12 protein-coding genes are annotated in these 12,691 nt (G+C 69.0%); 7 read left to right on the plus strand and 5 right to left on the minus strand.

Features of this window, described 5'->3' with window-relative positions; genetic code table 11:
- Positions 1-317: 317 nt before the first annotated feature.
- From EEB19_RS19335 to EEB19_RS19360, 6 genes are all read left to right on the plus strand, one after another.
- Positions 318-473, plus strand: a complete 156-nt coding sequence (locus tag EEB19_RS19335; protein WP_187588980.1) for a DUF6131 family protein — start codon at positions 318-320, stop codon at positions 471-473.
- Between the two features lie 122 nt (positions 474-595).
- Complete coding sequence (locus tag EEB19_RS19340) at positions 596-1,705, plus strand: polyprenyl synthetase family protein (protein WP_187588981.1); 1,110 nt, start codon at positions 596-598, stop codon at positions 1,703-1,705.
- The gene (locus tag EEB19_RS19345; RefSeq protein WP_187588982.1) at positions 1,690-2,397 is read left to right on the plus strand and encodes a monooxygenase; all 708 of its coding nucleotides are present in this window, start codon (positions 1,690-1,692) and stop codon (positions 2,395-2,397) included. The genes EEB19_RS19340 and EEB19_RS19345 overlap by 16 nt, the downstream gene beginning before the upstream one ends.
- Positions 2,394-3,236 carry a carotenoid biosynthesis protein gene (locus EEB19_RS19350; RefSeq protein WP_187588983.1) on the plus strand — a complete coding sequence of 281 codons (843 nt, stop codon included), beginning with the start codon at positions 2,394-2,396 and terminating at the stop codon, positions 3,234-3,236. Before EEB19_RS19345 ends, EEB19_RS19350 begins: the two co-directional genes overlap by 4 nt.
- 103 nt (positions 3,237-3,339) lie before the next feature.
- Complete coding sequence (locus EEB19_RS19355; RefSeq protein WP_187589028.1) at positions 3,340-4,458, plus strand: glycosyltransferase family 2 protein; 1,119 nt, start codon at positions 3,340-3,342, stop codon at positions 4,456-4,458.
- On the plus strand, positions 4,455-5,942 hold the full coding sequence (locus tag EEB19_RS19360; RefSeq protein WP_187588984.1) for an NAD(P)/FAD-dependent oxidoreductase: 1,488 nt from the start codon (positions 4,455-4,457) through the stop codon (positions 5,940-5,942). The genes EEB19_RS19355 and EEB19_RS19360 overlap by 4 nt, the downstream gene beginning before the upstream one ends.
- A 409-nt stretch (positions 5,943-6,351) precedes the next feature.
- Here the strand turns inward: EEB19_RS19360 and crtI are convergent, their stop codons facing one another.
- From crtI to EEB19_RS19385, 5 genes are all read right to left on the minus strand, one after another.
- On the minus strand, positions 6,352-7,938 hold the full coding sequence (gene crtI, locus EEB19_RS19365) for a phytoene desaturase family protein (protein ID WP_187588985.1): 1,587 nt from the start codon (positions 7,936-7,938) through the stop codon (positions 6,352-6,354).
- A complete protein-coding gene (locus EEB19_RS19370) occupies positions 7,935-8,858 on the minus strand; it encodes a squalene/phytoene synthase family protein (RefSeq protein ID WP_187589029.1) in 924 nt (307 codons plus the stop codon). The genes crtI and EEB19_RS19370 overlap by 4 nt, the downstream gene beginning before the upstream one ends.
- A 5-nt stretch (positions 8,859-8,863) precedes the next feature.
- On the minus strand, positions 8,864-9,400 hold the full coding sequence (idi, locus tag EEB19_RS19375) for an isopentenyl-diphosphate Delta-isomerase (RefSeq protein WP_187588986.1): 537 nt from the start codon (positions 9,398-9,400) through the stop codon (positions 8,864-8,866).
- Positions 9,401-9,491: 91 nt separating this feature from the next.
- A complete protein-coding gene (locus EEB19_RS19380; protein WP_222929958.1) occupies positions 9,492-10,742 on the minus strand; it encodes a cell wall metabolism sensor histidine kinase WalK in 1,251 nt (416 codons plus the stop codon).
- A 3-nt stretch (positions 10,743-10,745) separates the two neighbouring features.
- Positions 10,746-11,468: a response regulator transcription factor gene (locus EEB19_RS19385; protein ID WP_187588987.1), complete on the minus strand. Its 723-nt coding sequence runs from the start codon at positions 11,466-11,468 to the stop codon at positions 10,746-10,748.
- A gap of 104 nt (positions 11,469-11,572) precedes the next feature.
- Here EEB19_RS19385 and EEB19_RS19390 point away from each other — a divergent pair, with 104 nt between their 5' ends.
- Complete coding sequence (locus EEB19_RS19390; protein WP_187588988.1) at positions 11,573-12,673, plus strand: MoxR family ATPase; 1,101 nt, start codon at positions 11,573-11,575, stop codon at positions 12,671-12,673.
- Positions 12,674-12,691 lie beyond the last annotated feature (18 nt).

Below are 12,691 nucleotides of genomic sequence, written 5' to 3' on the forward strand. Positions count from 1 at the left end.
TGCTCGACGTCGGGTCTGCCCTTCGCGAACCGGATGTCGCGGGCACTCGTGACCCCGACAAGCCCAGAAATACACCCTCGAGCCGCCCCGTTCACGACACGCCGGTGACGCGCCGTCGAGCAGCGTGGTTCTCTGGGCACTCTCCACACTGTTGCGCACTCGGTTCTGGTCAGCGAGAAGAGACGGTGCCATCGGTCCGTCTCACTCTCGATACCGGATCGGTATCGTTCGAAAGCCACATGCGACCCTGCGGTCGGCGTACGGTGAAAATACTTGCAGCAGCGCGAGTCTGGCAGTCCGATCACGGAAGGCTCATCATGATCATTCTCGGCATCGTCTTGCTCGTGTTGGGATTCATCTTCAGCGTCCCGATCTTGTGGACCATCGGCATCATCTTGGTCGTCGTCGGCGCAATCCTGGCGATTCTCGGCGCAACCGGTCGCGCCGTCGGCGGTCGCGCGCACTATTACTGATGCGGGCGGTTGCTGTGTGACCCCTCGTGACGCTTCGCTCCTCAGGGGTCGGGGACGCGGGGCTTCGTCGCAGGATCGGCTGAGCACCCATCCACGCCGTCGACGGCTCCGAAACACTTCCCGTGCCACCCTCGGAAGCCACGCACACGAGTCACGCCCGCCCTCACCGTGAACGCAGCGCGAACGACGTCGCGCTCGTCGAGGATGCGGTGCGCGTGCATGTCGCCGGGCACAGCCGGATCCTGCGGGAAGTCGACGCCGACCTGACGCCGGTCACCGAACTTCTCGGCGAGATGGCACGGGGAGGCAAGCGTATTCGTGCGGCCTTCTGCACGGCCGGGGCGCGCGGCGCGTCAGGCGGCGAGCTGCCACCGGGGTCGATCGAGGCGGCAGCCGCCCTCGAGATGTTCCACCTCGCCGCCCTCATCCACGATGACGTGATGGATCACAGTGATCGTCGGCGTGGCCGCCCCACCGCGCATCGCCACTTCGCCGGTCACCACCGTGGTCTGCGATGGGAGGGCGACCCCGACGTGTACGGGGAGGCAGTCGCGATCCTCGCCGGCGACCTGTGCCTGACCTGGTCCGACGATCTCATCGACCGCGCGTTCGCCGACCGCGACCTCGCCACACGACTCGACGGGCGTGCCGTGTGGAGCCAGATGCGGGACGAGACGATCGCGGGGCAGTACCTCGACATCCTCGGACAGGTGCAGCAGACGTTGTCGGCGCGCCGGGCAGGTCAGGTCATGCGTTTCAAGAGCGCGCGATACACGGTCGGGCATCCGCTCCGCCTCGGTGGCGTGCTCGGCGGGGGCTCCGACGAACTCCTCCGCGCCTACGACCGCATCGGCCTGACCGCGGGTGAAGCGTTCCAACTGCGTGACGACCTCCTCGGCGTGTTCGGGGACCCGGATACGACCGGGAAGCCGGTCGTCGACGACATCCGTGAAGGCAAACGCACGCTCTTGGTCACCACGGCCGCGGAACGCGCCACGACGGTGCAACGCGGCGTCCTCGAGCGGCACCTCGGCGATCCCGGCCTCACCGACGACGGACTGATCGCCGTGTGCGATGTCCTGCGTGACACCGGTGCCGCCGACGAGGTCGAGCGGCGGATCGCGCGCCTCACGGCCGAGGCACTCGACATCGTCGACGACCTCGACGTCGACGACACGACCCGATCGGGTATCCGCGATCTGGTCGAGCGCTGCTCATGGCGGCGCCGGTGAACGAGAGGCCGTTCGTCGAACTGAGGATCTGGGGAGTCGATCATGTTCCGGCGGCGATCGGTCGAGTGCCGCTCACCCGCCGTCGGATACGGAAACAGCCAGGGCTGACCTTTGCCAAGATGATGGGTACGGGCTCGGCCCGCACGTTCACGCCCCGCGACGCCGATCTGCATCACTGGGCGTTGCTCACGGTCTGGGACTCCCCGGCGTCCGCCGAGGCCGGTGCCGCCACCGCCGCCATCCGGTCGTGGGACCTCATGGCCACCGAACAACTGCGAGTCGCGATGCGGCCGATGGCATCCCGCGGCCGATGGTCGCGGCGCGAACCCTTCGGGGCACTGCAGGCAGCCGACGACGGCACGTGGGCGGGGCCGGTCGCCGCCATCACGCGCGCCCGACTGCGTCCCACGCGGGCGATGTCCTTCTGGCGTGCGGTACCACCGGTCGTCGGTGAGCTGTCCCGAGCAGCCGGTCTGCGGCTCGCGCTCGGCATCGGAGAGGCCCCGATCGGACTGCAGGGCACCTTCTCCGTGTGGGAATCGCCCAGCGAACTCACCGGATTCGCCTATCGCTCCACCGAACACCTCGACGCGGTGCGGCGCACCGAGTCGGCGCGATGGTATGCGGAGGAGCTGTTCACCCGGCTCGCCGTCCTCGACGTCAGCGGGACCTACGACGGGCGGACCCCATGAGTCCCTTCGAGATCCGTGCACGGCCGCCCGCACAGGTCGGGTCCACTCCGGAACCCGCCACAGCGAATCGATTCCTCTCGACCGCGGCCTGGATCCTGTTCGCCGGCGGGGTGGTCGCGCAGATCGCGTTCCCGTACACCAACGGCGGCAATCTCGTCCTGACCGTGGCGAGCGTTGCGCTTCTCGCGGCGGCAGTGGGCGTGGATCTGGCGAGCACACGCGGCGGCCGTGCGGTCGCCGCGCTGCTGATCGTCGCCGGCGGTGGAGGGCTCCTCGCCGAATCCGTCGGCGTGCACACGGGTTTCCCGTTCGGGAGCTACGACTACACCGGAACCCTCGGCGTGGAGTTGCTCGACGTGCCGGTCGTGGTCCCGTTCGCCTGGATCATGATGGCCTGGCCTGCTCTCGCAGTGGCGCGGCGGTTGACCGGTCCGGGACGACGGTGGGCGACAGCCGTCGTCGGCGCGTGCGCGCTGACCGCCTGGGATGTGTTTCTCGATCCTCAGATGGTCGATCAGGGCTACTGGCGGTGGCACCATCCCGACCCTGCCCTGCCGGGTGTCGACGGAATACCGTTGACCAACTTCGCCGGGTGGCTACTCGTCTCCTTCGTGATGATCGCCATGCTCGACCGACTGATCGGTCACCGGCCGGTCGACGCACTGCCGATCGCGGTCTACCTGTGGACGTATGTGTCCTCCGTGATCGCGCATGCGCTGTTCTTCGGGCGTCCACCCGTCGCTCTGGTGGGTGGGGTGATCATGGGTCTCGTGGCGATACCGTTGATCATCGTCCTCGTCCGCGACCGGAGGGAGGGTCGACAACGTGCGCTTCGGTGAATCCCGGTGTCTTCCTCTGCGATCCGGCCGTGCCGGGTGGTTCGGCCGCGCCGGATGGTTCGGGGGTACTGACCGGCCCGGCGGCCCCGAGCGGTCGGACTCGGTGTGGGCCTGGGCCGTGCGGTTGGGGACGACGATCGCGGTCGGATCGTTGGTGCAGACCGTGCACAACGCCCACGTACTGCGGCGTCCCGCGCGGGGGCCGTCGCCGGCACCGGAGCCGCTGACCGTCCTGATCCCGATGCGCGACGAGATCGACAACGTGACCGACTGCCTGAACTCGGTGTTGGCCGCTGTGGATCGGTGGCCGGGACCGGCGCGCGTCGTCGTCCTCGACGACGAGTCGTCGGACGGGACGTCGCAACTGCTCCACCAGATCGGACGCGCGGAGGACAGCGTCGAGATCCTCACCGGCGATCCACCGCCGAACGGATGGCACGGCAAACCGTGGGCTTGCCACCAGATGTCGCGGATGGCCGCAGACGACGGCGTGATGATCTTCCTCGACGCGGACGTCCGTGTCGAGCCCGATGCGTTCACCGCGTCGGCCGCCCTCCTCCGCGAGACCGGGTTGGATCTGGTGAGCCCGTACCCGCGTCAGGTCACCCGCGGGCCGGTCGAACGTCTCGTCCAACCGCTGCTGCAGTGGTCGTGGATGAGCACCCTCCCACTGCGCCTGGCCGAACGGTCGGCCCGCCCGTCGATGTCGGCGGCCAACGGGCAGTTCCTGGTCGTCGACGGCTCCGCCTACCGCCGTGCCGGTGGTCATGAGGCGGTGCGCTCGGACATCCTCGAGGACATCGCGATCCTGCGCGCGTTCAAACGCTCCGGAGCGAGGGGAGTCGTCGTCGAGGGCAGCGCGATCGCGACCTGCATGATGTACGACGGATGGCGGGAGGTACGGGACGGCTATCGGAAGTCGCTCTGGTCGGCGTTCGGCTCACTGCCCGGAACCGTTGCGGTCACCGCGCTGCTCCACCTCGCCTATGTGCTCCCACCCATCGCGATGATGACGGGATCGCGGGTCGGACTCGTCGGATACCTGGCCGCGGTGACATCGCGGATGATCACTGCCCAGACCACGGGCGGTCGGCGGTGGCCCGACCCGATCGTCCATCCTCTCTCGATTGTCGCGTTCGCCGCGCTCACCGCAGATTCTGTTGTCGCACAACGCTCCGGAACACTGACCTGGCGTGGGCGGGTCGTCGGGGAGACACGGTGAGCACCATCATCGTGGTCGGCGCCGGAGTCGGCGGACTGTCGGCCGCGCTGCGGCTGCAGGCGCTGGGTCACCGGGTGACCGTGCTCGAGCAGTCCGCGGAGATCGGCGGCAAGCTCGGTGTCGTCGAGCGCGACGGATTCCGCTTCGACACCGGGCCGTCGTTGGTGACCATGCCGCACGTGCTCGCGGATCTGTTCTCCGCGAGCGGCATCGAGCTCGACGACGTCCTGCCGCTCAGCCGGCTCGACGTCGCCGCCCGATATCGATTCCCGGACGGTACCCGTCTCGACCTGCCGGGCGAGTTGTCGGCGATCCCGGATGCACTCGACGCCGCGCTCGGAGCCGGCACGGGTGCGCAGTGGGAGGCGTTCCTCACGAGGGCGCAGTCGATCTGGGACCTCACCCACGAGGCGTTTCTGGAGTCGCCGCTGGGTGTGCGGGAGATGGTGCGTCGGACACGGCCCGCCGACATCGCGACGATCGCACCGTGGCGGTCGTTGCGTGGACTCGGGCGCATCTACCTGAAGGACCCGAGACTGCAGATGCTGCTCGACCGCTACGCGACCTACACCGGATCCGATCCCCGTCGCGCACCCGCCGCCCTCGCGTCCGTGCCGTGGGCCGAACAGGCCTGGGGATCATGGTATGTCCCGGGCGGACTCGGGCGTATCGCGACCGCCATCCGCGACCGGTTCGTCGCCCTGGGCGGCGAGCTGCACACCGACTGCGAGGTTGCCGAACTCATCGTCGACAGCAGCGATCGCGTCGTCGGGGTCTGTGATGCCGACGGTGTCACTCGGCACGCGGATCTCGTCGTCGCGAACGCCGATGCCGCCGAGGTGTACGGCCGACTCGTGCAGACCTGGCCCGCGCGGCGTGTGGCGGCGCGGATCCGCCGATCAACGCCGTCGCTCTCTGGGTTCGTCCTGCTGCTGGGACTCGACGATCCGCCGAAAGATCAGCCCCACCACCACATCCTGTTCGCCGAGGACTACGACGCCGAGTTCGACGGCGTCTTCGGGCACCGGGGGCGCACGCGCCCGGTCCCGCGTCCGACGGTGTACATCTCGGCGCCCGACGACCCGCAGATCGTGCCGCGGCGGGGAACCGGATCGTGGTTCGTCCTGGTCAACGCCGCGCGACACGACCCGCGGACGGGCGTCGACTGGGACACCCCGGGACTGGCCGCGTCGTACGCCGACCAGGTGTTGTCGGTGATGGCCGATCGTGGTCTCGACGTCCGCGATCGCATCCGGCATCGGACGGTGCTCACCCCGGCGGATCTCGAGTGCCGCACCATGACTCCCGGAGGATCGATCTACGGATCGTCGTCGAACGGGGCCCGCGCAGCGTTTCTTCGTCCGGCGAATGCGTCTCCGGTGCCGGGCCTGTTCCTCGTCGGAGGGTCGGCGCATCCGGGTGGTGGACTGCCGCTGGTGATGCTGTCGGCGAAGATCGTCGCCGGCCTCATCGGCCGCGCCTGATCTGCCCGTCGGGACCGCGTCGCACCCACCGGGCAATATCTCGATGGCCGACCCGGCAACCAACCCCAACCCCACCCCGGATCGCGCCGATCGTGCCCAGATTTGCGCCGACTGGGTCCAGAGCCCCGGGTTTCCGGGCGCGTTGCCCGACGACGTGCGACGAAGCGTCCGATCGACAGGACGTCAGGACACGATCGACGAGAATCTGGGCACGATCGGCGAGTTCTGGGGCACGATCGGCGCGAATCTGGGCACAGTCGGCGAGTTCTGCGGGCACGATCGGCGCAAATTTGGGCACGATCGGCGCGAAATTGGGCACAGTCGGCGTAAATCTGGGCACGATCGGCGAGGTTCGTCGCTGGCCTCCGCCTCGTCGGCCGCGCCCGATCGGCCCCGTCGAGGCCGCGGATCAGCTCCGCGACGGGCCGACGGAGGTGTCGCCGCGAATCCGCTTGCGCACCAACTCGGCACTGATGAGGCACATCGGCAGGCCGATGCCCGGCGTCGTGCTCGATCCGGCGTAGAACAGGCCGCCGACCTTGCGTGACCGATTGGACGCGCGGAAGAAGGCGCTCTGCCCCAGGGTGTGGGCCGGACCGAGGGCGCCGCCCGACCACGAGTTGAGGTCGTCGACGAAGTCCGCCGGTCCGATGGTGCGCCGCACCACGATCCGCTCCGTCAGATCGGGGATGCCCGCCCACTGCGCGACGAGGTCGATCGCGTGATCGGCGGTCTGTTCGACGAGCCGGTCACCGCCGCCGTCCTCCCCGCCGGAACCCATCGTGGGATCTGCGGGCACGGGCACCAGGATGAAGAGGTTCTCGTGGCCGGCCGGAGCGACCGTCTCATCGCTCGCGGACGGTCGGCAGACATACAGTGACGCGGGATCGGGTATGTGCGTGGGTGTCTCGAAGATGGCGTCGAAATTGCTCGTCCAGTCCTCGGTGAAGAACAACGAGTGATGGCCCAGCTGGGGCAGTTCTCCCCGCACCCCGAGACACACGAGGACGGCGCCGGGTCCCGATACCGCACGGTCCCACCATCGTTGGTCGAAGGTCTGCAGGCGATCCGGCAACAGGGTCGTCTCGACGTGATGCAGATCCGCGGCGCCGACGACGACGTCGGCGGGCAGTTCCTGCTCCGCCCCGTCGGCATCGCTGATGCGTACACCGGTGACGACCGCGCGCTGCCCGACGGGGTTCCGACGACGATGCGCTCGGGTGAGGATCGCCGTGGCGGCGCTGCCCGTGTGCACCTTGACCCCGCGCTCGGCGGCCAACGCCGCCAGGGCCTCGGGCAGCCGGACGAATCCGCCTCGGGGATAGCGGACGCCGTCGGCGAGGTCGAGCCAGCTCATGAGGTGATACATCGCGGGCGTGCGGTCCGGCGACGATCCGAGGAATACCGCGGGGTAGCCCAGGATCTGGCGGAGGCGACGATCGGAGAAGCGTTGCGTGACATGAGCATCGAGCGTGGTTGTCAGCATCCTCAACAGCGTCGTGGCCCGCCGGAGTACCGGCAGTCCGGCATAGGCGTTCGCCGAGTCGAAGTTCGTGTACAGGAAGCGTTGCACGGCAAGGTCGTACACCTCTCGCGCCGACGACAGATAGTCGCGCAGCGCGTCTCCGGCGCCCGGTTCGATGGACTCGAACAGGGCGCGGTTGCGGGTCTCGTCGCCGGTGACGTCGACGCTGTCGCCGATGCCCTCGAAGAAGACGCGGTAGCCGGGATCGAGCCGGACGAGGTCGATCTGCTCCTCGGTCGACGTGCCGAGTAGTCGGAAGAAGTGATCGAACACCTCGGGCATGAGCCACCACGACGGTCCGGTGTCGAAGCGGAATCCGTCCCTCTCCCACGACCCGGCGCGTCCGCCGACCTGATCGTTCTTCTCCACCAGGGTCACATCGTGGCCGTCCTCGGCGAGAAGCGCGGCGGTGGCCAGGCCGGCGACACCGCCGCCGATCACCACGATCCGTTGCGGCGCGGTTCCGGTCACCTGGATGCTCCTGTCGTCGGCCTCGAGGCCGCGGCGGGCCGGCCACGGCGAAGGGTCGCCGCCACCGCGATCCGCGCCTTCGCCGGTGTCGAGACCCGAATCCTGGTGTGGCACGCCACCTCCGGCGGGGTCGCGCGCAGGCGATCGGCGAGTTCGGCGAAGAGATCATGGGCGGTGCAGACCGCCACGCGGGTCCCGCTGGGCAGCAACGGGATCGCCTGCGCGGCAGCGGTGAGGTCGGCGTCGATGTCGTCGAGCCACCGGTTCCAGACCTCGTCCGACGGATGGTCGGCGTCGAGTCCGATCAGATACCGACGGCCGAGGTCGTGGTCGTCGGCGGCGAGGTCCCGCAGGAAGTTGATCTTCTGGAAGGCGGCGCCGAGTCGGCGGGCGCCCGGTGCCAGCTGGTCGTATCTTGCCTTGCGGTGCGGTTGATCGGCGAGGAAGGCGTGTACGCACATCAGTCCGACGACCTCGGCCGAGCCGTAGATGTACTCGGCGAGGCTTGCCTCGTCGTGGACGACGGGGTCGAGGTCGGCACGCATCGAGGCGAAGAACGGGTCGATGAGGCCGGCGTCGATGCCGGCGTGATGAGCGGTGCGCGCGAAGGCGTGCACGACGAGGTTGGTGCTCCAACCCGTCGAGATGGCGTCGGCGACGTCGGCGCGCAGGGAGTCGAGCGCGCGACGGCGCTGGTCGGCGGACTGATGCGGCCGGGGTGCGTCGACGATCTCGTCGGCGAGCCGGACGAGTGCGTAGATGTTGTGGACATCGCGCCGGACGGGCTCGGCGAGGAGCCGCGAGGCGAGTCCGAACGACGACGAGTACGAGCGGATGATGAGCGCGGCACTGTGTGCGGCGACCTCGTCGTAATGGCGGTACGCGGCGTTCGCCGTGGCGGGCCGGGCCGTGCACGTCACCCCTATCACCGGATCTCCTGGAGATCGGTGCTCGCGTCGAGCGCGTGGACCTGGTCGACGAACCACGGACTGAAGAGCCACGGCGTGCGGCGCGCGGACTCCCACACGTCGTCGATCGGGGCCCAGACCATGTCCATCACCTCGTCGGGATTCGGTGCGACCGTGCCGACCGGGCGAGCGCGGAAGACCGGACAGATCTCGTTCTCGACGACCCCACCGGCGTCGACGGCCCGATAGCGGAAGTCCGGCAGGATCGGCGTGACGTCGGCGACCTCGAGACCCAGTTCCCGGGGTGCGTAGCGCGCAACAGCTGCCTCGACGTCCTCGCCGGGCCGGGGATGGCCGCAGAACGAGTTCGTCCAGACCCCGGGCCACGTCGTCTTCGACAGCGCCCGGCGTGTCATGAGGATGCGGTCGGCGACCACGAGATGGCAGGAGAAGGCCAGGTGAAGAGGGGTATCGGGACCGTGGACCGTGCGTCGGGGTGCAGTTCCGCGCGGTTTGCTGTCGGCGTCGAGCAGCACGACGAGATCGTCGTTCATGACTCTGGCTCCCTCCACCCCGCGTCAGGGCAACTGTCCGCGAACACCCATTGTTCGTCACCGACGCGGAAACGGATGGGCGGCCCCGGCCTCACCGTGCGCCGAGCGGATCGGGGGCGGGCGGCGCGCCGGTGCGGACCGGCCGGCTGGCGTCGGCCCGGTCGGGCAGCCAGATGACGAAGGTGCTGCCGACGCCGAGCCGACTGTGCACCACCAGCCTGCCCTCGTGGGACTCCACGATCTGTCGCGCGATGGTCAGACCCAGGCCTGATCCGCGGTGGCGGGCGTCGGACGACGTCGTGTCGTCCACGCGTCGGAATCGCTCGAACACGCGCTGTTGATCGGCGTCGGCGATACCGGGCCCCTCATCGCGCACCGCGATCCACGCCCACCCGTCGACGCTGCCGGCCGCGACCGTGATCGTCGAGGCGTCGGGTGCCAGCCGCAGCGCATTGCTCAGCAGATTCGCGAGCGCCCGCGACAACGACTCTCGGTCGGCGTAGACGAGCGGACCGGGCGAGGCCCGGGTGTCGAGTCGCAGCGAGCGGTCACGCGCGAGGAGTGCGTGGTCCTGCGTCACGTCGACGACGAAGTCGCGCACATCGATCCGCTCGTCGGCGAACGAACCCGATCGTCGACGTGCGGTCGCGAGCAGGTCGTCGAGCAGCCGGCTCATCCGGGCGGTCTGCCGTGACACGATCGCCAGGGCCTCGGCGCGCTCCTGGGCGGTGGCGCGGTCGTCGGCGAGCACCGCCTCGACGTTGGCCTGGATCACCGCGACCGGATTGCGCAACTCGTGCGACACGTCCGCCACGAGTGCGCGCTCGGCGCGGAACGCGGTGTCCAGGCGATCGAGCAGGTTGTCGAGGGTGTCGGCGAGGGTGCGCAGTTCGTCATCCGGACCGGACGCGTGGATGCGCTGGGACAGATCGGTGGCCCGCAGGCGATTGGCGGTGGAGGTGATCGCACCGATCGGACGCAGCATCCGGCCCGCGACGAACCACCCGACGAACAGACTGATCAGTGAGATCACGGCCAACGCGATCAGCGAGTAGTTCCGCAGGCTCTCCAGCGTGGACTGGTTCACGGCCTGCTGGACGCTCTCGAGATCGGCGGCCTGGAACGACTCACCCGTCTTGTACATCAGCGTGCCGTCCGGCTTGCGGACGAACTTGCGCACCGTCACCGGATCGAGCGGTTTGGCGTCGATGCTGTGCTGCAGTGCCAGGTACACGCCGAGCAGGATCAGACCCGAGATCGCGAACAGCCAGGCCGACGTCGTCAGCGCGATACGCACCCGGATCGTCCGGAGTGCGCGCCACGCCGACGACAGGTGCGCCACCGATCAGGAACTCCTGGCCGACCGCGAGTCGGGGACGATCCCCGACCGCAATCGATAGCCGCGGCCGACGGAGGTGTGCAGCACTTGCTCCTCGTCGTCGACGGTCAGTTTGCGGCGCAGCGTCCCGACGGTGACCCGCACCGTCTGGGTGAACGGATCGGTGTGCTCGTCCCAGACGTGCTCGAGGAGTTGCTCCGCGGACACCACATGGTCCGGACGGGACATGAGGAAGCGGAGGACGGCGAACTCTTTGAGGGTCAGGTCGACCTCCCGACCACCCCGGTGCACGATCTGCCGGGCGGTGTCCATGGTGATGTCGCCGACGCGGATCGACGACGAATCGCCGCGCACCTCCCGTCGGAGCACGGCCCGCAGACGTGCGGTCAGTTCGGCGAGGGCGAAGGGTTTGACGATGTAGTCGTCGGCGCCGGCGTCGAGGCCCCGGACGCGGTCGGGGAGTGTGCCGAGCGCGGTGAGCATCACGATGCGCATGTCCCGACCCGATCGGCACTCGATCGCGCCGTCGCGCACCTGGCGGGCGAGGTGGAGCCCGTCGCCGTCGGGCAGCGTGACGTCGACGAGCGCGACATCATATTCGTTGACCGACAGGCGTTCTCGCGCCCCGGAATCGGTGAGGGCGGCGTCGACCGCGTATCCCTCGCGCTGAAGGGCGATGCGCAGGGCACTGACGAGTCCCTCTTCGTCCTCGACGATCAGCACGCGCATACCACCCCAGAGTAGCGATCCGGCCGCGCGACGGCCACACCGCTTTCGGTCGTCTTTCGCTCTGTCTTCCACTGGTTTTCGGGGTCGACTGATGGGGTGGGGACATGAACTCATCAGACGACGACGCGACGGCCGGACTGCGGGAGATCGGCGGTGCGACAGCCGGATCGACAAGCGGATCGGCACTCGGCTCGGCACCCGGATCCCCGGAACGCCGGACGTCGTCGGCGGCGACCATCGAGCGCGCGCTCTTCGAGATGAAGCGGGTCGTCGTCGGGCAGGACGAGATGCTCGAACGCCTGCTCGTCGGACTGCTGTCGCGCGGGCACATCCTGCTCGAGGGTGTGCCGGGCATCGCCAAGACGCTTGCGGTGCGGACCGTCGCGGAGGTGGTCGGCGGGACGTTCCGGCGACTGCAGTTCACGCCGGACCTGATGCCCGCCGACATCGTCGGTACCCGCGTGTGGCGACCGTCGACCGAGTCGTTCGACATCGAACTCGGGCCGGTCTTCGGGAATCTGGTCCTCGCCGACGAGATCAATCGTGCGCCCGCGAAGGTGCAGTCGGCGTTGCTCGAGGCGATGGCCGAACGACAGGTGAGCATCGGCGGCACCACTTTCGGCCTGCCCGATCCGTTCCTCGTGCTGGCCACGCAGAATCCCATCGAGACCGACGGCGTCTATCACCTGCCGGAGGCCCAGCGGGACCGGTTCCTGATCAAGGTCGATCTCGAGCATCCAACCGAGCTGGACGAGATGGAGATCCTCGCGCGGATGGGGACCCGGCCGCCGCGGCCCGCACAGATCCTGTCGATCGACGACGTCGTCGCCCTGCAGGACGCCGCCGACGACGTGTTCGTCCATCACGCGGTCGCGCACTACATCGTCCGTCTGGTGATGGCGACGCGGAACCCGGCGTCCTACGGCGTGCCCGGCCTCGAGCCGTTCCTCGAGTACGGGGTGAGTCCGCGCGGCTCGCTCGGCGTGCTCGCCGCGTCCCGTGCGCTCGCGCTCATCCGCGGCCGTGACTACGTGTTGCCCGACGATGTGCGCGAGCTCGCCTGCGACGTCCTCGCGCATCGACTGGTGCTCACCTTCGACGCGGTCGCCGACGGTGTGCCGCCACGATGGATCGTCGCGCAGGTGCTGGCCGGGGTACCCGCACCGCAGATCGCGTCCCGCGACGACACCGAGGTGGCCTCGTGACCGCCCCGATCATCGTGC

The sequence above is a fragment of the Gordonia sp. OPL2 genome, from assembly GCF_003797825.1.
Classification (GTDB): domain Bacteria; phylum Actinomycetota; class Actinomycetes; order Mycobacteriales; family Mycobacteriaceae; genus Gordonia.